Genomic DNA, 20,416 nt, shown 5'->3' on the forward strand with positions numbered 1-20,416 from the left:
CATCCAACTGCAATGACGGCCTTGATATAGTGCCGCACCATTTCCAGGAGGTGCCCATGCGCATGCATTCCCGCGTCATCGGCGGCGTTCTCGCCGCGACCCTGCTGACCCAACTGGCCGCCTGCGGCACGCTGTTCTTCCCCGATCGCCGCGGGCAGATCGAGGGCAAGGTCGACCCGCTGGTGGTCGGCCTCGATGCCATCGGCATCCTGTTCTACGTGATCCCCGGGCTGATCGCCTTCGGCGTCGACTTCGCCACCGGCGCCATCTACCTGCCCAACGACCAGTACTCGGTGGCGCCGGAGAAACTGCGCGATGCCATCGGCGACGACGGCCGCGTCGACCCGCTCAAGCTCAAGGCCATCCTCTACCGCGAGCTGGGCCGCGACCTGCCGCTGGACGACCCGCGCCTGATCCAGCACAGTGGCAACATCGAGCAACTGGCGGCCTACGGCCTGCGCACGGAAGCCTGATGATCCCGACCCTCGCCACTCACCTGCAGCGCCTGATCGCCTACCACGGCTGGGCCTACGACCGGCTGCTCGGCGAGCTGGCGAGCCTGACCGAAGAGCAGTACCGCGCGCCGTGCGGGCTGTTCTTCGGCAGCATCCACGGCAGCCTCAACCACCTGGCGGTGGTCGATCGCATCTGGCTGGCGCGGGTCTGTGGTGAGCCCAGCACCTACACCCGCCTGGATGACGAGGCGGTGAGCGAGCGGGCCGGCTTCGACGCCTTTTTCGCCATCGGCATAGCGGCCTGGCACGAGCGTCTCGACGGTCTCGACGAGGCCGAGCTGCTGGCCCCCATCGACTACCGCAACATGGCCGGCGAACCGCACACGCGAACCCTGCTCGACATCGTCACCCACCTGGTCAACCACGGCACCCACCACCGCGGCCAGATCACCGCGGCGCTGACCGCCCTCGGCCGTCCGGCGCCGGTACTCGACTACCTCTACGCCCTGCCCGAACTGCCATGACCGTGGCGCCCCATCACGCCCGCCTGCTGCGCCGGGCCACGGCCGCGGCGCTGGTCACCGCGCTGCTGCTGGCGACCGCCAAGGCCGTGGCCTGGTGGCTGAGCGGCTCGGTCAGCCTGCTCGCCGGCCTCACCGACTCGCTGCTCGATGGTGCCGCCTCGCTGCTCAATCTGATCGCCGTGCATTACGCGCTGCGCCCGGCCGACGAGGACCACCGCTACGGTCACGGCAAGGCCGAGGCGCTGGCCGGGCTGGGCCAGGCGCTGTTCGTCGGCGCCAGCGCGGTGCTGGTGGGCTTGCAGGCGCTGGAGCGGCTGCGCCATCCCGAACCGCTCGGCGCCCAGGCACTGGGCATCGCGGTGATGCTGCTGTCGCTGGCCGCGACCCTCGCCTTGCTGCTGTTCCAGCGCCACGTGGTGCGGCTCACCGGCTCCACCGCGGTACGCGCCGACTCGCTGCACTACCGCTCCGACCTGCTGCTCAATGCCAGCATCCTGCTCGCCCTGGTGCTGGCGACCTTCGGCTGGCAACGCCAGGACGCGGTGTTCGGCCTGGGCATCGCCCTCTACATCCTGTGGAGCGCGGTGAGCATCGTGCGCGAGGCGGTGGCGGTGCTGATGGACGAAGAGCTGGCGCCGGATGTCAGTGAGCGCATGCACGCGCTGGCCTGCGCCGTGCCCGGCGTGCTCGGCGCCCACGACCTGCGCACGCGCATCTCCGGCACCCGCTGGTTCGTGCAGCTGCATCTGGAGTTGCCCGGCGAGCTGTCGCTGCGCGAGGCGCATGAACGGTGCGTGGCGGTGGAGCGGGCGATCCGCGGCGAGTATCCGCGGGCCGAGGTGCTGGTACACGCCGATCCCAGACCGGCGTGAAGAATGGCCCGGCGAGCGCCGGGCCGGTGGGGATCAATCGACCAGCTTGAGCTCGCCCTTCATCAGGCCGATGTGGCCGGGGAAGGAGCAGAAGAACTCGTAGGGCGTGCCGGCTTCCAGCTTGGCGACATCGAAGCTGGTGGTGGCGGTTTCGCCGCCGCCGATGATCTTGGTGTGGGCGATGACGCGGGTATCGCCGGGCTTTATGTAGTCGTTGTCCAGGCCTGCGGCGATGCCGTCGGTGGCCACGGGCTGGGCGTCGGCGGTCTTGCTCAGCACCCAGTTGTGGCCCATGGCCGTCTTGGGCATGGTACCGGTGTGCTTGAGGGTCACGGTGAAGGTCTTGCAGCTCTTGCTGACATCGATCGACTTGGTCTCGAACGTCATCTGGTCGGTGGACTTGACCTCCACCGCGCATTCCGCAGCGAACACCGGCGCGCTGGCCAGACCGATTAGCGAAGCGACCACGAGTTTACGCAACATCGACTCTCTCCTTACGGGGCAGTTAGTGACTGCAGACTGCCACCGCCGCGCCGCGCTTCCCATGGGTTGCGGCAACCGGTCACAGCCCGACCGGCGAGCCATGAACCCTGCTGCAGCCCAGCATTCACGCGGCTTTGCCGATCAACCAGGCGCCTTTTCCAGACGCCGCGACAAAAGCGCGCAGCGCATCTAGAGCAATCACTCTAGAAGCCCTAGACTGGCGCGCCTCATAACAACAAGGAGCCGCCATGAACCTGTCCCCCACCGCCCTGGCCCTGCTCGGCCTGGTCGCCTGGACCCTGCTGTTGCTGTTCCTGCTCATCAACCAGCGTGGCTTGCTGGTGCTGAGCGGACGCATGCGGGTCAACGCCTTCGCCCCCGACGGCAGCAACACGCCCGGCGCGTTCGGCCAGCGCCTGGTGCGCGCCCACGCCAACAGCCTGGAGAATCTGCCGCTGCAGGCCGCGGTGCTGCTCTACGCCCTGCACGCCGGGCAGACCGCGATTACCGACCCGCTGGCGCCCGTACTGCTCGGCGCGCGCATCTTCCAGTCGCTGGTGCACATGGTCGGCACCGGCCCGCTGCTGGTCTGGCTACGCTTCGCCGGCCTGCTGGTGCAGATGCTCATCCTCGCCTGGTGGCTGCTGCGCCTGTCCGGGTTGGTCTGAGCCGGAACACAGCAGCGGATCGATCAGCCGCTGCCAGGCCGCGTATCCCGCAACGTTGAGGTGCAGACCGTCGCCGCGGTAGCCGCGCGGCCCGACCACCGCCTGCACCTCGACGAAGCGCCAGCCCTGCTCGCGCGCCCAGGCGCGCAGCTGCCCGTTCAGCGCGTCCACCTGCCGGTTGATGGCCTGATGATCGCGATGCATCGGTGTTACCCGCAGGGTCGACTGCAGCACCGGGGTGACGCCGCCGCGCTGCAGATCGCCGAGAATCACGCGGTAATTGGCCAGCAGCTCATCCAGCGGCACGCCATGGCGCAGGTCGTTGATGCCGATCATCAGCAGCGCCTGCGCGGCGCCGGCGCGCTCCACCAGATCGAGATGGCGCAGCAGATCGGCCGTGGTGGCGCCGGACACCGCCAGGTTCAGCGGCGGTCGGCAGCCCGGCGCGGCGCTCCACTGGCGGCCGGCGGTGATGGAGTCGCCCAGCATGACCAGCGCCGCGCGCCCGTCGGATGCGCGAAGGGAGGCGAAATCCCTCGCCACGCGCTGCTCGCGGCTCGGCGGTTCGGCCGGGCGCCCCAGATCCAACGCCTTCCAGCAGGCGAACAGCAAGAGAAAGGCCCATAGCAGCAGGCCCGCACGGCGGCGAAGATCGGTGGTCGAGGTCAGGTGCCGATCTTGCCGCACGCGCAAAGAAAAAGGGGAGGCTCCAGGCCTCCCCTTTTTCTTGTCCGTCGCGCGCGATCGTGTCACCGCTTCTTTCCTCGCCCGCCTGGTTGGGCAGTGCGGACCCGGGAGCCTGCACGATCCGGTGGGACCGCCGGCACCGCGGCGCCTGATTGGGCGGCGCGGGTGGACAACAACGTCCGGGCCTTGAAACTGAGGGAAAGCTTAGCGAGCCAACCGTGCCCAGAGATTGCGAATATTGCTCACCGCAACATGACTTGCGCAATTTTTCTTCACTGATAGATTGATCGGCGCAATCCTCGAACGAAGAAGCCGAACAATGAACAAACTGGACCGTTACGACCTGCGCATCCTCGCCGAATTGCAGCGCGATGCGCGCATCTCCAATCAGGAGCTGGCCGAACGCATCGGCCTGTCGCCCTCGCCCTGCTCACGGCGGGTCAAGCAGCTCGAGGACGACGGCTACATCGCCCGCCAAGTGGCGCTGCTGGACCGCAAGAAGCTCGGTCTGTCGCTGACCGCCTTCGTGCTGATCGGCATGGACCGCCACACCCCTGAGCGCTTCGAGCATTTCCAGGCGGTGATCCGCCAGTGCCCGGAGGTGCTGGAATGCAGCCTGGTGACCGGGATGGACGCCGACTACCAGCTCAAGGTGGTGGTGCCGGACATGGACCACTATCAGAAATTCCTGCTCGGCCAGCTGACCCGCATCGAGGGCGTCACCAGCGTGCGTTCCAGCTTCGTGCTCAACCAGGTGCTGTCCAGCACCGAGCTGCCGCTGGAACACCTGCGCGGCTGAACGTCGCAGGGCGAGCGGGCGTCTACTGCACGGCGGACGGGCACGCGTATAATCGCCGGCCCGCCGTCATCCAGTCACAAGTCGCGAGGTCGCCATGGAAACCGAACAGTTCGAAGCCCTGATGATGTACGTCCTGGTCGGCGGACTGATGGTGTTCATGTTCTTCATCATCTGGGACCTGGCGAAGAAGTCCAAGGCCGGCCGCCTCGGCACCGCCATCCTGTTCCTCGGCCTGGGCCTGTGCCTGTTCGCCTTCCTGGCCAAGCCGCTGATCACCTACATCATCGAAGTGACACGCGGCATTCACGGCTGACGCCGCGTCGAGCCTCGCAGCAGCGGCCTAGGTCGAGATAGCCCTTCTGATTTATTGCATAGCCCGGAGTGGAAGCGGCCGCAATGACAGCGTCGCTCCTCTGCCCTACAACCGCGGCGGCAGATCCTTCCACTCCCCCGGCTGCAGCCCGTCCAGGCTCCACGGACCGATACGCACCCGCACCAGCCTGAGCGTGGGCAGGCCGACTGCGGCGGTCATGCGCCGCACCTGGCGGTTGCGCCCCTCGCGGATCACCAGCTCCAGCCAGGCGGTCGGCACGCTCTTGCGGTAACGCACCGGCGGATTGCGTTCCCACAACTGTGGCTCTTCCAGGCGCCGCGCCTCGGCCGGCAGGGTCGGGCCGTCGTTGAGCTGCACGCCGTTGCGCAGCTGCGCCAGCTGCTCCTCACTCGGCTCGCCTTCCACTTGTACCCAGTAGGTCTTGGCCAGCTTGTGCCTGGGGTCGGCGATGCGCGCCTGCAGGCGGCCGTCATTGGTCAGCAGCAGCAGGCCCTCGCTGTCGCGGTCCAGGCGCCCGGCGGGGTAGACGCCGGGCACGGCGACGAAGTCCTTGAGGGTGGCGCGGCCCTGCTCGTCGTTGAACTGGGTGAGCACGTCGAACGGCTTGTTCAGCATGATCAGCCGCGGCTCGGCGGGCGGCGCCTTGGCCACCCGGCGCGCAGCGGCAGGCGCGCCGGGGCGACGCGGGGCGGAGGGACGGGGCGGACGCGGCATGCGGATTCCGGGAGAACAGAAAGCGCGCAGTGTAACCGAGCATCATCAGGCGCGTTGATGATGTGCCGCTGCGGCGCGCATCCGGCTAAGCTGCTGCCATCGCATCGACCGCAGAGGACGCACCATGAGCAACGAACTCGCCACTTTCACCGGCTGGGCCGCCACAGCACCGGGCGCGGCCCTCGAGCGCCACAGCTACGATCCCGGCCCGCTGGGCGCCGAAGAAGTCGAGGTGGCGGTGGAATACTGCGGCATCTGCCACTCCGACCAGTCGATGATCGACAACGAATGGGGCAACGCACGCTACCCCTTCATCCCCGGCCATGAGGTGGTCGGTACCATCGTCCGTGTCGGGGATCAGGTGCGCGGTCTCAAGCTCGGCCAACGCGTGGGCATTGGCTGGTACAAGGGCAGCTGCATGCACTGCGGCTCGTGCATGGAAGGCTCGCACAACCTCTGCCGCACCGTGAAACCGACCATCGTCGGCAGCCACGGTGGCTTCGCCGATCGCCTGCGCTCGCACTGGGCCTGGGCCGTGGCACTGCCGGAGGGCCTCGACCCGGCGCTGGTAGGCCCGCTGTTCTGTGCCGGCTCGACGGTGTTTTCGCCGCTGCTGGAGTTCGACATCAAGCCTACCGACCGCGTCGGCGTGGTCGGCATCGGCGGCCTCGGCCACCTGGCCCTGCGCTTCCTCAATGCCTGGGGCTGCGAAGTCACCGCGTTCACCTCCTCGCTGAGCAAGCAGGACGAGGCCAAGCGCCTGGGCGCGCACAAGGTGGTGGCCTCCACCGACAGCGCGGCGCTCAAGGGCATCGCCGGCACCCTCGACTTCCTGCTGGTCACCGCCAGCGCCGACCTGGACTGGAACGCCATGCTCGCCACCCTGCGCGGCAAGGGTCGCCTGCACTTCGTCGGCATCGTGCCGAGCGCCATCCCCACCCACGTGTTCAGCCTGATCCCGCAGCAGAAGAGCCTGTCCGGCTCGCCGGTGGGCTCGCCGAAAACCATGGCGACCATGCTCGAGTTCTGCGCGCGCCACCAGATCCTGCCGCAGGTCGAGCAGTTCCCCATGAGCCAGGTGAACGCCGCGCTGGACCACCTGCGTGCCGGCAAGGCGCGTTACCGCGTGGTGCTGGACGCCAGTCAATGAGCGAACTGTTCCACTGGCGCCGCAACCCGACCTGGCACCTGGGCGCGGTCGACCGTACCGACCGCCCGCGCCTGCTGGAGGTGTGGGAGGCGGCCGTGCGCGCCACCCACCACTTCCTGGCCGAGGAGGACATCCAGTTCTACCGGCGGATGATCGGCGAGCAGTATTTCGACCTGGTGCGCCTGACCTGCCTGCGCGATGCCGAAGGCCGCGTGCAGGGCTTCTCCGGTACCGCCGAGGATCGCCTGGAGATGCTCTTCGTCGACCCCGCCGCCCACGGCCGCGGCTTTGGCAAGGCGCTGCTGCACGACGCCATCGAGCGGCACGGCGTGCGCCTGGTCGACGTCAACGAGCAGAACCCCGGCGCGGTGGCCTTCTACCTCAGCCAGGGCTTCGAACAGATCGGCCGCTCGCCCCTGGACGGCGCGGACCGGCCCTTCCCGTTGCTGCATCTGCGCCTGCGCGAGAGCGCTTAAAACGTAGTGGGCTCGGCCTGTCGAAACGCCTTTCACGTCCGCCTGGTGCGCATGGCGCACCCTACGGTGCTGCGCTTGCGCGCATCTGGTCGGCGTAGCGAACGAGCGGCCGTAGGGTGCGCCGTGCGCACCACTGACGGCGCGAGGCATGCGCCTTACTCTTCACCTCAGCGGAACGGCGGTTCGTCGAAGCTGCGCAGCTTGCGCGAATGCAGCGAGTCCAGCTGGCAGCGCAGCAGATCCAGCGCGGCGATGCCGATCGCCAGATGCTGGTTCACCGCGCGCTGGTAGAAGCCGGTGGCCGAGCCGGGCAGCTTGATCTCGCTGTGCAGCGGCTTGTCCGACACGCACAGCAGGGTGCCGTACGGCACCCGCAGGCGATAACCCTGGGCGGCGATGGTGCCGCTCTCCATGTCCACCGCCACCGCGCGCGACAGGTTGATCAGCGGCCGCTCGTGGGCCCAGTGCAGCTCCCAGTTGCGGTCGTCGTAGGTCAGCACGGTGCCGGTGCGCAGGCGCTTCTTCAGCGCCTCGCCCTGGTCGCCAGTGATGGTCGCTGCCGCCTCCTGCAGGGCCTGCTGCACTTCGGCCAGGGCCGGAATCGGAATGTTCGGCGGCAGCACCCGGTCGAGGATGCCGTCGCGGCGCATGTAGGCGTGGGCCAGCACGTAGTCGCCGATGGTCTGCGACTGCCGCAGGCCGCCGCAGTGGCCGATCATCAGCCAGCAGTGCGGACGCAGCACGGCCAGGTGGTCGGTGATGTTCTTGGCGTTGGACGGGCCGACGCCGATGTTGACCAGGGTGATGCCGTGGCCGTCATTGGCGATCAGGTGGTAGGCCGGCATCTGGTAGCGGTGCCAGACCACCGCATCGGCCACCGCCTGGGCGGCCTCCTCACTGGCGTCGCGCTCGATGATGACGTTGCCCGGCAGCACCATGCGTACGAAGCGCGGATCGCTGCGCAGCTGTTCCAGGCCGTGGCGGATGAACTGGTCGACGTAGCGGTGGTAGTTGGTCAGCAGGATCCACGGCTGCACGTGGCGCCAGTCGCTGCCGGTGTAGTGCTGGATGCGCTTGAGCGAGAAGTCGGTGCGCGCCGCGTCGAACAGCGCCAGCGGCAGGTCGGCGCTGTCGCCCCAGCCATACAGGCCGTCGGCGACCGAGTCGGTGGCGGCGGACAGGTCGGTGCTGGGGAATACCCGCGCCAGCTGGGCGGCGGTCACCCCGGAGCCGGACAGCTCGTCGCCCTGGTCCACCACATAGGGATAGGGGATGTTCTGCTGGCTGAGGCCTACCTCGACGGTGACCGAGAAGTCCTCCATCAGCGGCCGCAGCTGATCCAGCAGATAGCCGCGGAAAGCCTCCGGCTGGGTCACGGTGGCGCGATAGACACCCGGCACCTGGACCTTGGCATAGGCCCGCACGCTGCTCGGCACCTCGCCCTGGCAGTGGTAGGTCAGGCGCATCTCCGGGTAGCGGAACAGTGCGCGCTCGGCCTCGCTCGGCTGGGTGCCTTCCTTGAGGTAGCGCTTGAGCGCCACGCTGAGGGCCTCGGTGGCCTGGCGGTGCAGGTCGGCGAGCCGGTCGACCGCTTCCTCGGCGGTGGCGGCGATGACGAAATCGGGGGCGGGCATGGCGGTCACGGAGTGGCTTCCTGGCTGTAGCGGTGGCCCTATCTTGCGCCTATCGGCGCGATCCCCGCCAGCCGCCACGGCAAGACCCGCCCGGGCGATCTAGGCTAGCAATAGGGTTCAAGAGGAGAGCCGTCATGCGCGCCCTGCCGATCATCTGCCTGCTGATCACCGCCTCGCCGCTGCCGGCGGCCGAGCTGGACGGCCGCTACCAGGCGACCCTCGACCAGCGTCCCGTGGAGCTGGTGCTGCGCAGTCAGGGCGAGCGGGTGGAAGGGGAATACCGCGAGGGCCAGCGCCGCTTCACGCTCAGCGGCAGGCTCGATGGCCAAACCCTGCTGGCGCAGATCAGCGAGCCCGCGTCCGGCCAGGTGCTGGCCAACCTGAGCGCCAACTACGCCAACGACATGCTCGCCGCCAGCCTGGCCGCCCGCGACCCGCACAGCGGCGAAACCCTGTTGCGCGAGACACTGTTCCAGCGCGTGGCGCCGCCCCCGGCGCCGGTCGACCCGAACCAGGACCCGGCGCTGGTCGGCACCTGGGTGTACGAGCAGATGACCAACAGCGAAGGGCTGGAATTCGCCTCGCTGACTACCGTCACCACCCTGCGCATCCGCGCCGACGGCAGCATCGAGCAATGGCGGCGCAGCGTGGCCGGCGGCAGCGAATGGAGTTATGACCGCCCCGGCGAGCTGCAGTACCGCGGCCACTGGCGCAGCGACCATGGCCTGCTGCTGGTGCAACTGCAGGGCGCGGCAGACTTCCAGCCGGCGGCACGCTACCGCTTCGACACGCCTTACCTGGTCACCGAGAGCAACACCGGCAGGATGATCTGGCAGCGGCGCTGAGCCGCGGCAAGCCTCCGACCTGCGCTCAGGTCGTCGCGGCCTGGCGCTGCGCCAGACGATAGCCCTCGCTACCGACATAGCGCCCGGCCTGCTCGTCCCACAGTCGCAGGCGCGTGGTGGCCAGGCCCTTCCAGAACAGCGGGATCACCGCGGCATCGGCGAACAGGGCGTTCTCCTTCCAGCAGGCCTCCAGGTTGTAGTTGGGTATCCGCGGTACCAGATGGTGCATGCAATGCAGGCCGATGCCACAGGCGAACCAGCGCATCACCGGCGGGTAGACCAGCACCGAGGTGCCCTTCAGGGCCGCTCCGAAGAAGTCCCATTGCTCCGCCGGCGACCAGTGCGCCTCTTCGAAATGGTGGTTGATGTAGAACAGCAGCACGGTGGTTGGCGTACTGATGGCGTAGCTCAGCAGCTGGATCCAGATCAGCCGCTCCAGGCCGAACGCCCAGAGCGCCAGCCCGATCACCACCAGCGTCAGGTTGGTCAGATGGACAGAGCGCTTGACCCGCCGCGGCCATGCCGGGTTGGCGACCGTGCGCGGGAAGATCATCAGCTTGTAGAGCGCATGGGGACCGAACAGGAACAGCGGATGGCGCAACACCCGATAGCGGAACCTGGCCCAGGGCCCGAGCGCCTGGTACTCGCGCACGGTCAGCAGCGGCATGTCACCGTACCCGCGGCGGCTGAGGTCGTTGGCGCTCGCATGATGGAAGTTGTGTTCGTACTGCCAGTGCGCCGCCGGCATGAAGATTAACGGACTGATCAGCCGGCCGAGCAGGTTGCCGAGGCCACGCGAGCGGTACATGGAGCCATGCAACAGATCGTGGAACACCACCACCAGGCGATTGAGAAACAGGCTGTTGACGACCAGCAGTGCCAGGGTGATCCACAGCGGACCGCCCCAGCTCCAGTAGATCAACCCGTTCAGCGCGAAATGTGGCACGAGGGTGACCAGCACTTGCCAGGTGGATCGCCAGGGGCGGGGCTGCGCGTATTTTTCTCGCAGGGCGAGCAGTTGCCCGCGCAGCTCGGGATGCTGGGTGAAGATCGCGGCCATGGCCTGCTCCTCCGCGGCTGTCGTGATGGACTCAGAACACCTGCAGCGCCTTGAACACGCCGAGCACGCGGTACAGGTTCAGATCGGGAATGGATGCGAGATAGACCTTGATCTGCCGGCCGCGGTATTTGTCCTTGTGGAAGAAGTTGCCCTCGAACGGGTAGATGAAGGGGCAATGACGAAACATGAAGCGGAACAGGCTGCTCAGGTACGGCTTGTGCGGGTAGCGGCCGTCATCCAGCTGGGCGAATGGCGATAGCCCCAGGGACAGCAGCTCGCGCCCCTCGGCCTGGAAACGCCGGAGCGCCTCCAGCACGATCAGGTCGTTGGTGCCGTGGGGGGCGTCGCCGACGATGCGCGACAGATTGTGCAGATAGCCGATGACTTCCCCGCCGCGGTACATCGGATCGAAGATCGCCAGGCTCAGCAGCCGCCCCTCGCGAGTGGCCCAGAAATAGCGCACGTCGTCTTCGTCCGTGAGCGTCAGCGGCCGGTTGAGGCCGATGAACTCGTGCCCGCCCTTGCGCGCGAGCCAGTCTCGGTTCAGCGCCATCAACTCGTCGCTATCGAGCTGGGAGATGCGCCCCTCGACGACCTCCACGCCCTCCTTGCGAGCCTTGTTGCGCCAGCGCCGCAGGTGGCCGTAGGCGGGGCCGCGCAGCTCGCTGTCGAAGCCGGCCAGATCGATCTCCCACTCGACACCCATCTGGTTCACCGGGAATCCGCGTCGGCTCAGCAGGGCGGCGAAGTCCTCGCCGATCTCCAGAAACACCGTGGCAGCCGCGCCGGGTCGGTGCAGGTAGGCCTCGAGCAGGGCTTCGTAGTCGGCAACCGCGGCGATGGGATCGCCGAGCACCACGTGCAGCCCTCCCGGCGCGAGCAGCGGGTGGCGCAGCACCAGGTAGGCCAGGTAGCCGAGCCGCTCGTGAACGAAGTACTGCAGCCCCGGCTGCAGCGTCGAATAGGCCATGCAGCCACGCCCGTGCTGGCGAAGATACGGCGTCAGCAGCGCGTCATGACGGTCGGCCAGGGTCGGCAGGCCTGGGGGCGCGAGCACGGCACTCATGGCTGACCGACCTGCGCATCGATCACCCGGCGGCGCAGCACGTGCTCGGCCAGCTGTCGGTTGTCGCTGTGTGACGGATGGAATCCCCGCCGGATCGCCTGGAAGCAGCCGCGCGTCATGCGTGGCAGGAATTTCTCCTCGACGAAGAAGTAGCTGAACGCCGCTTTCCAGGTGCGCCACTTGAACAGCTGGCGATCCTGGCGCAGGAAGGTGGCACACCCCAGGAACAGATACGCCATGTTCACCAGGTAGCAAAAGATCACCCCATAGCCAAGCCAGAAGCGGTTGCCGGACACCGCCTGGTAGACGTCGAAGGCCACCGACTTGTGCTCGATCTCCTCGGCGAAATGCCACTCGTAGAGCGCCCGCACGGGCGGCTCCACGCCGGCCAGCTTGCCGCTGCCCAGGGTGATCTCGGCGAACAGCTCGTTGACCCGCTCGATGCCCACCACGAATGCCAGCTGCTGCAACGGTGTGGCGGTGGGCTGGAGGATCTTGAACGAAATGAAGCGGGTGAAGCCCAGGTAGGTATCGAGCCTGAACCCCTGGGCGCGCAGGGCGGCGAGGAACTGGTTGTGGCCGCGGGCGTGGGAAATCTCCTGACCGATCAGCCCCAGCGCATCGCGGCTGACCTCCGGGCTCTGCAGCTGGTCGATGAATTTCCGAATGGTCTGCACGATGAAGTTTTCGCCGTCCGGAATGGTGATGGTGTAGGCGTTCAGCCAGTGGGTCAGAAACGGCTCGCCGGCCCAGTGCCGGGACGGCGGGCTGGCACCGTAGTCCACCTCGAAACGCCGGGCGCGGATTCGGGCGGGGCTGTCGGCAACGTCGCTGGTCATGAGAATCCCCCGGGCGTTTCAGTGGTTGAACAGGTTGCTGAGGTGGCTGCCGCGAACGACTCGCCGCTGGCGCTCCGGCAGCATCTCCGCGCGCAGGCGCGGCACCAGCCGCCAGTGCACGAAGGGCCGGTAGTGATGCTCCTGGTGATAGCCGTTGTTGAACCACAGCAGGTTGTAGAGGCGGCCGTAGCAGCTCACCGAGTCGGTCCTGCGGTCGCCGGGCGTGGCGCCGTAATGCTCCAGGTAGTTTTCCGCCAGGGCCGCCGCCTGGCCGAGGAAGGACACCGGCACGAAGTAGAACAGGAAGAAGCGCCAATCCAGCCAGGCCAGGCCGGCGTAGAAGAGCAGCAGCGCTGCGGATTCGCACCAGACCAGCCAAGCCAGCTTCTTCTGCCTGGCCATGGCATGGAGCCGGCCGAAGTCGGTACGCAGTGGGCCGAGCAGCGAGTAGCGCCAGAGGCTTTCCGGCACGCGGTCCCTGCTCGAATAGCGGTACAGCGAAGAGAAGTCCCCGGTCTCGCCATCCTCGCCGCGATAGTCGTTGTTGAACTGGTGATGGTTGAGGTGGTGGACACGGTAGAGCGTCTGCGGCATGCCCAGGGCCAGCGAGTTGAGCACCGAGAACAGCCGATTCAGCGGTTCGGCGCGGAAGAACGGGTTGTGGATGAAGTTGTGGGCGATGCACTGATAGTTGGTGCAGATCATCAGCACGAAGAACAGGCCCAGGCCGGCCAGGGCCCAGGGCCCCAGCGCGGAGAAGAAGTGGGCGGTAGCGACGATCGCCGCGCAGTTGAGCAGAGTCAGCAGCACCAGCACCCCGTCCATCGCCGAGTGGCGGAACAACCGGCCACCCTGCAGGCGCAGCCGGCTCGTCGCACCAGGCCGCTCCCCTCCTACCGCGGGAGATTCCCGGAACAGCTGTCGCTGCGGGTCCGTCATCGTCATCTCAGGCCTCCTCTCGGTTGCCGGGCTGAACCCACCGGCCGTCGGCGCTAGAAGCTGCGGCTCATCTTCAGATCACCCAGCTCGAAGCCATGCAGCCTGGCCAGTTCGAGCATCTCCACCACCCGCTCCTTGCGCACATCGCCCTTGCTGTAATCGCTGGTGACGCCGGTGAGGCCCATCAGGATGGTTTCGGCCATGCAGGCGAACACATGGTCCGGCGGCAGCGGCAGGCCCTCCAACAGAAAGTCGCGCGCGCCGGTGTGCGCGTTGTCCCGCGCCACCTGGGCAGGCACCGGGGGCACACGGACCAGGCCGCCCTTGATCACGGTCACGTCGGGCCGGCGTTCGCGTACGGACGGATCGGTGTCGGCGGGCAGCGCAACGTCGCAGATGATCACCGGCCCGTCGCCCAGGTGTTCGGGAAAGATCAGCGTCCCGGCCTGGCTGCTCGCGCCGAGAATGAGGTTGGCCCGGCGCATATCGGCAGGATCGGTGGAGATGCGGATGGGGGCGTGCTCGCCGCATTCCTGCTGAAGGCCGAGGTGCAGATCGCGTCCCAGCCGTTCGTCGCTCGCCGGCAGTGCGGCGAGCAGCCGGTGCACCGTCTGGGTGTCGGCGATGCGCGCGGCCAGGGCATGCGATTGCCGCAAAACGTCGGACGCGCCCCCGGCCGCCAGGTGATCCCGCAGGGCCTGGAAGGCGTTGGCATAGATCTTCGTCGCCAGTGTCTCCAGCGCGCGTTCGCGCCCCGGGCGGCCGATCAGGATCAGGCGCGGCACCTTCTCGGCCATCAGTTCGCTGTACACCGCGCCGATGTTGCCGTTGGCACCGAGGGCGGCGAAGCAGGCCGACTGCAGATCGATAGCGGCCTCGGCCGCAGCTTTCAGCAAGGCTTCGTAGCCCATGCCGATGGTCAGCGAGTTGCCGGTGGTGACCGCCAGGTTGTCGTGCCGCACCGCCTTGCAGTTCTGCATGATGATCGAGGTGAAGCCGCCGAAACCGACGATCTCGCACCCCTCCTCCACGGCCTTGTCGATGGCGGCCTCGGTCAGTTCCACCAGGGTCTGCAGGTCGCGCTCCTGCATGTGCTTCTGGATCAGCGCCGAGGTGATGGGCACGCCGATGGACTGCATGCGGACCTTCTTGCCGGTCTTCGAATACAGCGTCTGCGCGCGCATGTAGAAGGGCTTGAGGTACGGGTAGCAGCGCTCCAGCAGCGCCTCGACCTGTGCCAGGCTGAAGCGCCGGCAGCTGTGGTCGAAGAGGTGCATGTTGCTGGCATCGACGAAGTGCATGAGGAAGCCGATGCTGCGCTCCACGCCGTCGCCGGGCGTGATGAAGTAGCGGCCGCGAAAATCCTCGATCTCGCCGTGGGCCAGTGGCGTAGCGAGGTCGGCGATGTACTTCACCAGTTCGTAGAAATTGCCGTGCAGCAGAATCAGGCACAGCCGTTCCAGAGCGGCATACAGGCTTCGCCGAGCCACGGCGCTGACGCAGGCGGCCGGCTCGAAGCGCAGCACGTTGTTGTTCGACAGCAGCGGCGCCACACGAATGCGATGCTCGTGCAGCAGATAGCCGGCGTAGACGAAGCCGATGAGATCGCTGCTGGCCAGGGTTCGCAGGCCGGGCGACTCGGCCTGGCGCTGGTCGACGAACTCGAGCGCCAGCATCAGGCCCTCGCCCCGCACATCCTTCACCACCTCGGGGAAACGCTGCTTGAGCGAGAGCAGCGCGCCCTTGATCTCGTCGCCGACCTCGGCGCAGGCGCGCATGATCCCCGGCTCCTCGTCCAGCAGTTGCAGGCAGCGCAGCGCGATGCCCGAGCTGAAGTCGTCCTCGGCGAAGGTCGAGGTGTGGATCAGGCTGAACTCCTCCTCGAAGCAGTCGCGGGCGATGCTGACGCTGGCGATCTTCGCCAGGCCGCCGCCGAGGCTCTTCGACAGCAGGTAATAATCGGCGGCGACGCCACTGGCCTCGGAAGCGAGGAAGCGGCCGGTGCGCCCCATGCCGCTCTGGATCTCGTCGAAGACCAGGGGGATGCCTTGCTCGTCGCAGCTCCGCCGCAGCTGGCGCAGGTAATCGACGCCGAGGACATGGATACCACCCTCGCCCTGGATGGGCTCGACGAACAATGCGGCGATGTTGCAGATATCGTGGGCCTCGACCACCGCCCGGTCCTCGGCGTCGAGGCCGACGCTGTAGTAGCTCAGCCTACGCAGCCGTGCCTGCTGCTGGAAGTCGACGGGGTCGTCGCGGTCGACGAAGATCACCTGCGGACCTAGGGAGACGAAGGCCGAGCGGTACATTTCGTTTTCGGTGAGGTTCACCGCGCCGGCAGTCTTGCCGTGGTAGGACTTGTGCAGGCAGCAGAAACAGGCGCGCGCTTCGAGGAAGCGCTCCCGGTTGAGTCGGCGCACGACGGCCACCGCCTCGGCGAAGGTGTCGACCCGCTCCCCCGCCAGCTCCTTCAACAGGCGCACCGAATCATCGGCCACCGGCAGGCGATCCGGGGAACGATTGTTGCGCAGCTTCAGCAGCCGCGATTCCGCGGCGTCGAGCAACTGCTGCTTGCGATTGCGATGGGCCAGTTGGGCGTGCTTGAGCGCCGCCTCCACGGCCTCGGTTCCGCTGTTGGCCAGGGTGCTGACGAACTCGCCACCCAGACGGGCGGACAGCATGTCGTTGAGCTTGCGTCCGAGCTGGGCGGTATGCCCGCGCAGGCTGGCCTGGACGGCGAACGGCCGACCGGATCGCAGGAGTTCGACGGCGGTCTCCACCAACTGCGGATGGTTGTGGCCGAAGATCAGCGCGCCGTAGCCGCCGAGGAAGTCGTAGACGCGGACCCGCTCGCCGCGCTCGTCGTAATACTCCAGGAAGTCGCCTTCACCGAAGACGTATTCCACGTCCAGACGCAGGCAGTTGAGCAGGCGGCCGGTGAGCGGCCTGACGAAGCGTTGGTAATCCGCGCGATTGTCGAGCGCGGGGAACGACGGCACCTGGACGACAGACATGGGGCATCTCCCTTCCTGACGGTCGCGGCCCATGCGGGCGAGACCGTGACGAATGGCCTGCGAGAACACCCTGGGCATTCAAACAAGCGCCTGACTGGTACGTCTCTTATCTAAGGCGAGGTTCATGGAAAGGCCGTCGCTTTATTGCCCCGATTGAGGGCGGTGTCACAAACACCCGAAAGCGCCAGGCCCGAACCGATACACGGATCACTATCGACGGTGATCGGATCACCGGAGCACCGCCCAGTTCCCCGATAGCCGCGGCGATACCTCCCTTCGCCGCATGGCACTGCCGCACCGCTTCGGGCATAACGACGGGATCGGGCACCGGGGGAGACGTCACACGTGATCAATCAACTGCCACGCTGGGTGGAGGTCGGCGGCTTCTGCCTGGCGCTGATCGCCGGCAGCGTCAACGCCATTGCCCTGCTCGGCTTCAACCACCAGGGCGTATCGCACCTGTCCGGCAGTTCCAGCCTGCTCGGTGTCGAGCTGGCCCAGGGCGAGCCGGGGGCTGCCGTGCACCTGCTGCTGATCCTGCTCAGCTTCGTGCTCGGCGCCGCCGTCAGCGGCTGCGTGATCGGCAACCAGTCGCTCAAGCTCGGCCGCCGCTATGGCGTCGCGCTGCTGGCCGAGAGCCTGGTCCTGCTGCTGGCGATGGCGATGCTGGAGCGCGGCAGCGACCTCGGCCACTACCTGGCCTCGGCCGCCTGCGGCCTGCAGAACGCCATGACCAGCACCTACAGTGGCGCGGTGGTGCGTACCACCCACGTCACCGGGCTGTTCACCGACCTGGGCATCATGCTCGGCCTGAAGTTGCGCGGGCAGCCGGCGGACCGCCGACGCATCCTGCTGTACCTGATTCTGATCGGCGGTTTCATCGGCGGCGGCGTACTGGGTGCGCTCGGCTACGCCGACTGGCACTACCGCGCCCTGCTTGGCCCGGCGGGCTTGACCGCGCTGCTGGCGCTGGTATATCTGATCTATCGACAGCGCCGGCAGCCGGCCTGATTCAGGCGGGGATCTCGACCACCGCCAGGGTCACGCTGGCCTTGCTGTACAAGCGCCGCTCGCCCTTCTCGTAGCCGAACACTTCGGACTCGACCACGGTCGCTTGACGCCCGGCCTTGAGCACTTCGGCGCGGCACAGAAGGCGCTCGCTGCGCGCCGGGCGCAGCAGGTTGACCTTGAATTCCAGCGTCAGCACGGTGCAGCCGTCGGCCAGCAGGGTGGCGGCCGCGCCGCCGGCGGCATGGTCGGCCAGGGTGGTCTGCACGCCGGCGTGGATATAGCCGTTCTGCTGCAGATGACGCGGCAGCACGTCCAGCTCGGCCTCGACCCAGCCCGGGCCGCAGTCGAGCAGGCGGATGCCCAGGTCCTGAATGAAGTTGGCGGCGGCGAAGCCCTGTTCGACCAGCTCGCGGTAACGCGGATGGGCCTGCATAGCGATGTCCTTTTCTTGTTTCTGGATGACCCCGCGGCCGAAGCGGCGCGGGGCGAAGCGGATCAGGCCAGGTGCGGCGTGCTGCGCGCCACCAGCGCCTCGACGTCGACGCCACGCGGCAGGGTGCCGTAGACCCGGCCGCGGCCCTCCAGGCGGCTGGCGATAAAGGCATCGCTGACCACGCTGTTGCCGGCCTCCAGCAACAGCTTGGCCTGCAGGCCGACGGCTACGTCCTCGGTCAGTTGCCGGGCGCGGTACTGGATGTCGGCGGTATCGGCGAAGTCGGCCTTCAGGCGCTGGATATGCGCCTGAAGGCGCGCGTCGCCGTGGCCGTCGCCCAGCTCGGCGAACAGCGCGTCGAGCACCCCGGCCTCCTTGGACAGGGCGCGCAACACGTCCAGGCACTGCACGTTGCCCGAGCCCTCCCAGATCGAGTTGACCGGAGCCTCGCGGTAAAGTCGCGGCAGGATGGTCTCCTCGACATAGCCGGCGCCGCCCATGCACTCGCTGGCCTCGTAGACCATCTCCGGCGCGCGCTTGCAGATCCAGTACTTGCCGATGGCGGTGACCAGGCGGGCGAACTTGTCTTCCCGCTCATCGTGCAGGTGATCGAGGGCGCGGCCCATGCGCATGGACAGGGCCAGGGCGGCCTCGCTCTCCAGCGCCAGATCGGCCAGCACGTTCTGCATCAGCGGCTGGTCGGCCAGGACCTTGCCGCCGACCTTGCGGTGCGCGCAGTGGTGCGCGGCCTGGGTCAGGGCCTGGCGCATCAGGCTGCTGGAGCCGACCATGCAGTCGAAGCGGGTCATGGCCACCATCTCGATGATGGTCGGCACGCCGCGGCCCTCCTCGCCGATCATCCAGGCCAGGGCGCCACGGTATTCCACCTCGCTGGAGGCGTTGGCCCAGTTGCCCAGCTTGTTCTTCAGGCGCTGCACATAGAACTCGTTGCGCGTGCCGTCCGGGCGGTGGCGCGGCAGCAGGAAGCAGGACAGGCCCTTGTCGGTCTGCGCCAGGGTCAGAAAGGCGTCGCACATCGGCGCCGAGCAGAACCACTTGTGGCCGACCAGCTCGTAGGCCTGGCCCGGGCCGCCGATGCCCACCGGGTAGGCGCGGGTGGTGTTGGCGCGCACGTCGGTGCCGCCCTGCTTCTCGGTCATGGCCATGCCGATGGTGACGCCGGCCTTCTGTTCGATGCCGAGGTTGCGCGGGTCGTACTCGGTGGCGAGGATCTTCGGCACCCAGACGTCGGCGATCTCCGGCTGCAGGCGCAGGGCCGGCACGGCGGCGAAGGTCATGGTCAGCGGGCAGCCGCTGGCGGCCTCGGCCTGGCTGTGCAGGTAGGTGAGGCCGGCGCGGGCGACATGGGCACCGGCGCGCGGGTCGACCCAAGGCAGCGACGGCAGGCCGTGTTCGACGGCCGTGCGCATCAGCTCGTGGTAGGCCGGATGGAACTCCACCAGGTCGATGCGATTGCCGTAGCGGTCGTGGCTCTTGAACTGCGGCTTGTGCTCGTTGGCCAGGAAACCGGCCTGCATCAGCGGGCCGCCAGCCAGGGCGCCGTAGGCGCTCAGCCTGTCCTCGGCCCAGCCGCCGCCGAAGCGTCGGGTCCATTCCTGCAGCGGCAGGTCGACGCAGTACAGGTTGGCGCCGTCCAGCGTCGGCACCTGGTTGAACACTTCGTGGGTTTCGGCGAATGACTGCAGGGACATCTCAGGACTCCGGGGCGCCGACGGCGCGCAGGCAGAAGGTGACCAGGGTTTGGCTGACGGTGGCCAGGTCCGCCGCCGGCAGGCCGGCGTCGCGGGCCGCGCGGGCCGGTGGCGAGAGCGGTCCGACCAAGGCTTCGGCGATCGCGCCGACCAGGCAGGCGGCGACCAGGTTGATCTGGGTGATGCGGAATTCGCCGGCGCGCACGCCCTCTTCGAGCAGATCGACGAACAGCTCGGCATAGGCTTCGCGGAACAGCAGGCGCTGCTCATCCACCTCCGGCTCCACCGGCTCCGCGATCAGCGCGAAGGCCAGGCGTCGGCTGTGCCAGGCGCGAGCGGCGAACTGCTCCAGGCCGGCGGACAAACGGGCGGACGCACTGCCGGGCCCCCGCAGGACCTCGGCGAGGGCATCGACCTCGACCCGGCAGGCATTGCTGAAGACCTCGGCGGCCAGCTCACCCTTGCCGCTGAAATGGCGATACAGGCTGCCGGTGGCGATGCCGGCGTCTTCGGCCAGGGCCTGCATGGTCAGGCTGGCGAAGCCACCTTCGGCGACGCGGACGTGGGCGCAGGCAAGGATGCGCTCGCGCTGTTCCTGGGCGCGATCGAGGCGGGCAGCGGTGACGCGGTAGACCATGAGCTGAATCCGTGTTCATGAATTCGACTCAGTGAATCATGATTCACAGCTTGGCGGAAAC

General features: G+C 67.7%; 22 protein-coding genes. 10 read left to right on the plus strand and 12 right to left on the minus strand.

Features of this window, described 5'->3' with window-relative positions:
• Positions 1-56: 56 nt before the first annotated feature.
• From NF616_RS17790 to NF616_RS17800, 3 genes are read left to right on the plus strand one after another with little or no spacing between them, the layout of a single operon-like run.
• Positions 57-473 (plus strand): polyribonucleotide nucleotidyltransferase, encoded by a 417-nt coding sequence (locus tag NF616_RS17790; protein ID WP_252274773.1) that lies wholly within the window; start codon positions 57-59, stop codon positions 471-473.
• Positions 473-979, plus strand: coding sequence for a DinB family protein (locus NF616_RS17795; RefSeq protein ID WP_252274776.1), 507 nt, complete (start codon positions 473-475; stop codon positions 977-979). The genes NF616_RS17790 and NF616_RS17795 overlap by 1 nt, the downstream gene beginning before the upstream one ends.
• Positions 976-1,851, plus strand: a complete 876-nt coding sequence (locus tag NF616_RS17800) for a cation diffusion facilitator family transporter (RefSeq protein WP_252274778.1) — start codon at positions 976-978, stop codon at positions 1,849-1,851. Before NF616_RS17795 ends, NF616_RS17800 begins: the two co-directional genes overlap by 4 nt.
• Before the next feature lie 33 nt (positions 1,852-1,884).
• On the opposite strand, the gene azu is transcribed toward NF616_RS17800, so the two are convergent.
• Positions 1,885-2,334 carry an azurin gene (azu, locus tag NF616_RS17805; RefSeq protein ID WP_252274780.1) on the minus strand — a complete coding sequence of 150 codons (450 nt, stop codon included), beginning with the start codon at positions 2,332-2,334 and terminating at the stop codon, positions 1,885-1,887.
• Between the two features lie 248 nt (positions 2,335-2,582).
• Here azu and NF616_RS17810 point away from each other — a divergent pair, with 248 nt between their 5' ends.
• Positions 2,583-3,002, plus strand: a complete 420-nt coding sequence (locus NF616_RS17810; protein WP_252274782.1) for an MAPEG family protein — start codon at positions 2,583-2,585, stop codon at positions 3,000-3,002.
• Here the strand turns inward: NF616_RS17810 and NF616_RS17815 are convergent.
• On the minus strand, positions 2,928-3,689 hold the full coding sequence (locus NF616_RS17815) for a GDSL-type esterase/lipase family protein (RefSeq protein WP_252275070.1): 762 nt from the start codon (positions 3,687-3,689) through the stop codon (positions 2,928-2,930). The two genes, NF616_RS17810 and NF616_RS17815, sit on opposite strands and share 75 nt — an antisense overlap.
• A 319-nt stretch (positions 3,690-4,008) precedes the next feature.
• Between NF616_RS17815 and NF616_RS17820 the strand changes: the two genes are divergently transcribed.
• Together NF616_RS17820 and NF616_RS17825 are read left to right on the plus strand one after the other, a co-directional pair.
• Entirely contained in the window at positions 4,009-4,488 is a 480-nt protein-coding gene (locus tag NF616_RS17820) for an Lrp/AsnC family transcriptional regulator (RefSeq protein ID WP_252274784.1), read from the plus strand.
• 94 nt (positions 4,489-4,582) lie between these two features.
• Entirely contained in the window at positions 4,583-4,801 is a 219-nt protein-coding gene (locus tag NF616_RS17825) for a DUF2788 domain-containing protein (RefSeq protein ID WP_252274786.1), read from the plus strand.
• A gap of 105 nt (positions 4,802-4,906) precedes the next feature.
• Here NF616_RS17825 and NF616_RS17830 read toward each other — a convergent pair whose 3' ends face one another.
• On the minus strand, positions 4,907-5,473 hold the full coding sequence (locus NF616_RS17830; protein ID WP_252275071.1) for a pseudouridine synthase: 567 nt from the start codon (positions 5,471-5,473) through the stop codon (positions 4,907-4,909).
• A gap of 187 nt (positions 5,474-5,660) precedes the next feature.
• On the opposite strand from NF616_RS17830, the gene ahr reads away from it, so the two are divergent.
• Both ahr and NF616_RS17840 read left to right on the plus strand, forming a co-directional pair.
• Positions 5,661-6,686 (plus strand): NADPH-dependent aldehyde reductase Ahr, encoded by a 1,026-nt coding sequence (gene ahr, locus NF616_RS17835; RefSeq protein WP_252274789.1) that lies wholly within the window; start codon positions 5,661-5,663, stop codon positions 6,684-6,686.
• Positions 6,683-7,162 carry a GNAT family N-acetyltransferase gene (locus tag NF616_RS17840; protein ID WP_252274790.1) on the plus strand — a complete coding sequence of 160 codons (480 nt, stop codon included), beginning with the start codon at positions 6,683-6,685 and terminating at the stop codon, positions 7,160-7,162. Before ahr ends, NF616_RS17840 begins: the two co-directional genes overlap by 4 nt.
• A gap of 167 nt (positions 7,163-7,329) precedes the next feature.
• Here the strand turns inward: NF616_RS17840 and amn are convergent, their stop codons facing one another.
• Positions 7,330-8,796, minus strand: a complete 1,467-nt coding sequence (gene amn, locus NF616_RS17845; protein WP_252275073.1) for an AMP nucleosidase — start codon at positions 8,794-8,796, stop codon at positions 7,330-7,332.
• Positions 8,797-8,930: 134 nt separating this feature from the next.
• Between amn and NF616_RS17850 the strand changes: the two genes are divergently transcribed.
• Entirely contained in the window at positions 8,931-9,641 is a 711-nt protein-coding gene (locus NF616_RS17850; RefSeq protein WP_252274792.1) for a hypothetical protein, read from the plus strand.
• A 25-nt stretch (positions 9,642-9,666) separates the two neighbouring features.
• Here the strand turns inward: NF616_RS17850 and NF616_RS17855 are convergent, their stop codons facing one another.
• From NF616_RS17855 to NF616_RS17875, 5 genes are read right to left on the minus strand one after another with little or no spacing between them, the layout of a single operon-like run.
• Positions 9,667-10,701 (minus strand): fatty acid desaturase family protein, encoded by a 1,035-nt coding sequence (locus tag NF616_RS17855; protein ID WP_252274795.1) that lies wholly within the window; start codon positions 10,699-10,701, stop codon positions 9,667-9,669.
• Positions 10,702-10,732: 31 nt separating this feature from the next.
• A complete protein-coding gene (locus NF616_RS17860; protein ID WP_252274797.1) occupies positions 10,733-11,767 on the minus strand; it encodes a DUF2156 domain-containing protein in 1,035 nt (344 codons plus the stop codon).
• Positions 11,764-12,606, minus strand: coding sequence for a metal-dependent hydrolase (locus tag NF616_RS17865; protein ID WP_252274805.1), 843 nt, complete (start codon positions 12,604-12,606; stop codon positions 11,764-11,766). Before NF616_RS17865 ends, NF616_RS17860 begins: the two co-directional genes overlap by 4 nt.
• Before the next feature lie 18 nt (positions 12,607-12,624).
• Positions 12,625-13,551 carry a fatty acid desaturase family protein gene (locus NF616_RS17870; RefSeq protein WP_252274806.1) on the minus strand — a complete coding sequence of 309 codons (927 nt, stop codon included), beginning with the start codon at positions 13,549-13,551 and terminating at the stop codon, positions 12,625-12,627.
• Between the two features lie 47 nt (positions 13,552-13,598).
• Complete coding sequence (locus tag NF616_RS17875; RefSeq protein WP_252274808.1) at positions 13,599-16,562, minus strand: aminotransferase class III-fold pyridoxal phosphate-dependent enzyme; 2,964 nt, start codon at positions 16,560-16,562, stop codon at positions 13,599-13,601.
• 345 nt (positions 16,563-16,907) lie between these two features.
• Between NF616_RS17875 and NF616_RS17880 the strand changes: the two genes are divergently transcribed.
• Positions 16,908-17,573: a YoaK family protein gene (locus NF616_RS17880; RefSeq protein ID WP_252274810.1), complete on the plus strand. Its 666-nt coding sequence runs from the start codon at positions 16,908-16,910 to the stop codon at positions 17,571-17,573.
• A 1-nt stretch (position 17,574) separates the two neighbouring features.
• Here NF616_RS17880 and NF616_RS17885 read toward each other — a convergent pair whose 3' ends face one another.
• The 3 genes from NF616_RS17885 to NF616_RS17895 form a co-directional block, all read right to left on the minus strand.
• A complete protein-coding gene (locus tag NF616_RS17885) occupies positions 17,575-18,006 on the minus strand; it encodes a PaaI family thioesterase (protein WP_252274812.1) in 432 nt (143 codons plus the stop codon).
• Positions 18,007-18,068: 62 nt separating this feature from the next.
• Complete coding sequence (locus tag NF616_RS17890; protein WP_252274814.1) at positions 18,069-19,718, minus strand: acyl-CoA dehydrogenase family protein; 1,650 nt, start codon at positions 19,716-19,718, stop codon at positions 18,069-18,071.
• A 1-nt stretch (position 19,719) separates the two neighbouring features.
• The gene (locus NF616_RS17895; protein WP_252274816.1) at positions 19,720-20,355 is read right to left on the minus strand and encodes a TetR/AcrR family transcriptional regulator; all 636 of its coding nucleotides are present in this window, start codon (positions 20,353-20,355) and stop codon (positions 19,720-19,722) included.
• Positions 20,356-20,416: the final 61 nt, after the last annotated feature.

It is taken from the genome of Pseudomonas subflava (genome assembly GCF_023823685.1).
Classification (GTDB): domain Bacteria; phylum Pseudomonadota; class Gammaproteobacteria; order Pseudomonadales; family Pseudomonadaceae; genus Aquipseudomonas; species Aquipseudomonas subflava.

Coding starts and splice junctions, on each gene's coding strand:
- NF616_RS17790 (WP_252274773.1), top strand. CDS start 57: ATGCGCATGCATTCCCGCGTCATCGGCGGCGTTCTCGCCGCGACCCTG.
- NF616_RS17795 (WP_252274776.1), top strand. CDS start 473: ATGATCCCGACCCTCGCCACTCACCTGCAGCGCCTGATCGCCTACCAC.
- NF616_RS17800 (WP_252274778.1), top strand. CDS start 976: ATGACCGTGGCGCCCCATCACGCCCGCCTGCTGCGCCGGGCCACGGCC.
- azu (WP_252274780.1), bottom strand. CDS start 2,334: ATGTTGCGTAAACTCGTGGTCGCTTCGCTAATCGGTCTGGCCAGCGCG.
- NF616_RS17810 (WP_252274782.1), top strand. CDS start 2,583: ATGAACCTGTCCCCCACCGCCCTGGCCCTGCTCGGCCTGGTCGCCTGG.
- NF616_RS17820 (WP_252274784.1), top strand. CDS start 4,009: ATGAACAAACTGGACCGTTACGACCTGCGCATCCTCGCCGAATTGCAG.
- NF616_RS17825 (WP_252274786.1), top strand. CDS start 4,583: ATGGAAACCGAACAGTTCGAAGCCCTGATGATGTACGTCCTGGTCGGC.
- ahr (WP_252274789.1), top strand. CDS start 5,661: ATGAGCAACGAACTCGCCACTTTCACCGGCTGGGCCGCCACAGCACCG.
- NF616_RS17840 (WP_252274790.1), top strand. CDS start 6,683: ATGAGCGAACTGTTCCACTGGCGCCGCAACCCGACCTGGCACCTGGGC.
- amn (WP_252275073.1), bottom strand. CDS start 8,796: ATGCCCGCCCCCGATTTCGTCATCGCCGCCACCGCCGAGGAAGCGGTC.
- NF616_RS17850 (WP_252274792.1), top strand. CDS start 8,931: ATGCGCGCCCTGCCGATCATCTGCCTGCTGATCACCGCCTCGCCGCTG.
- NF616_RS17855 (WP_252274795.1), bottom strand. CDS start 10,701: ATGGCCGCGATCTTCACCCAGCATCCCGAGCTGCGCGGGCAACTGCTC.
- NF616_RS17860 (WP_252274797.1), bottom strand. CDS start 11,767: ATGAGTGCCGTGCTCGCGCCCCCAGGCCTGCCGACCCTGGCCGACCGT.
- NF616_RS17865 (WP_252274805.1), bottom strand. CDS start 12,606: ATGACCAGCGACGTTGCCGACAGCCCCGCCCGAATCCGCGCCCGGCGT.
- NF616_RS17870 (WP_252274806.1), bottom strand. CDS start 13,551: ATGACGATGACGGACCCGCAGCGACAGCTGTTCCGGGAATCTCCCGCG.
- NF616_RS17875 (WP_252274808.1), bottom strand. CDS start 16,562: ATGTCTGTCGTCCAGGTGCCGTCGTTCCCCGCGCTCGACAATCGCGCG.
- NF616_RS17885 (WP_252274812.1), bottom strand. CDS start 18,006: ATGCAGGCCCATCCGCGTTACCGCGAGCTGGTCGAACAGGGCTTCGCC.
- NF616_RS17890 (WP_252274814.1), bottom strand. CDS start 19,718: ATGTCCCTGCAGTCATTCGCCGAAACCCACGAAGTGTTCAACCAGGTG.
- NF616_RS17895 (WP_252274816.1), bottom strand. CDS start 20,355: ATGGTCTACCGCGTCACCGCTGCCCGCCTCGATCGCGCCCAGGAACAG.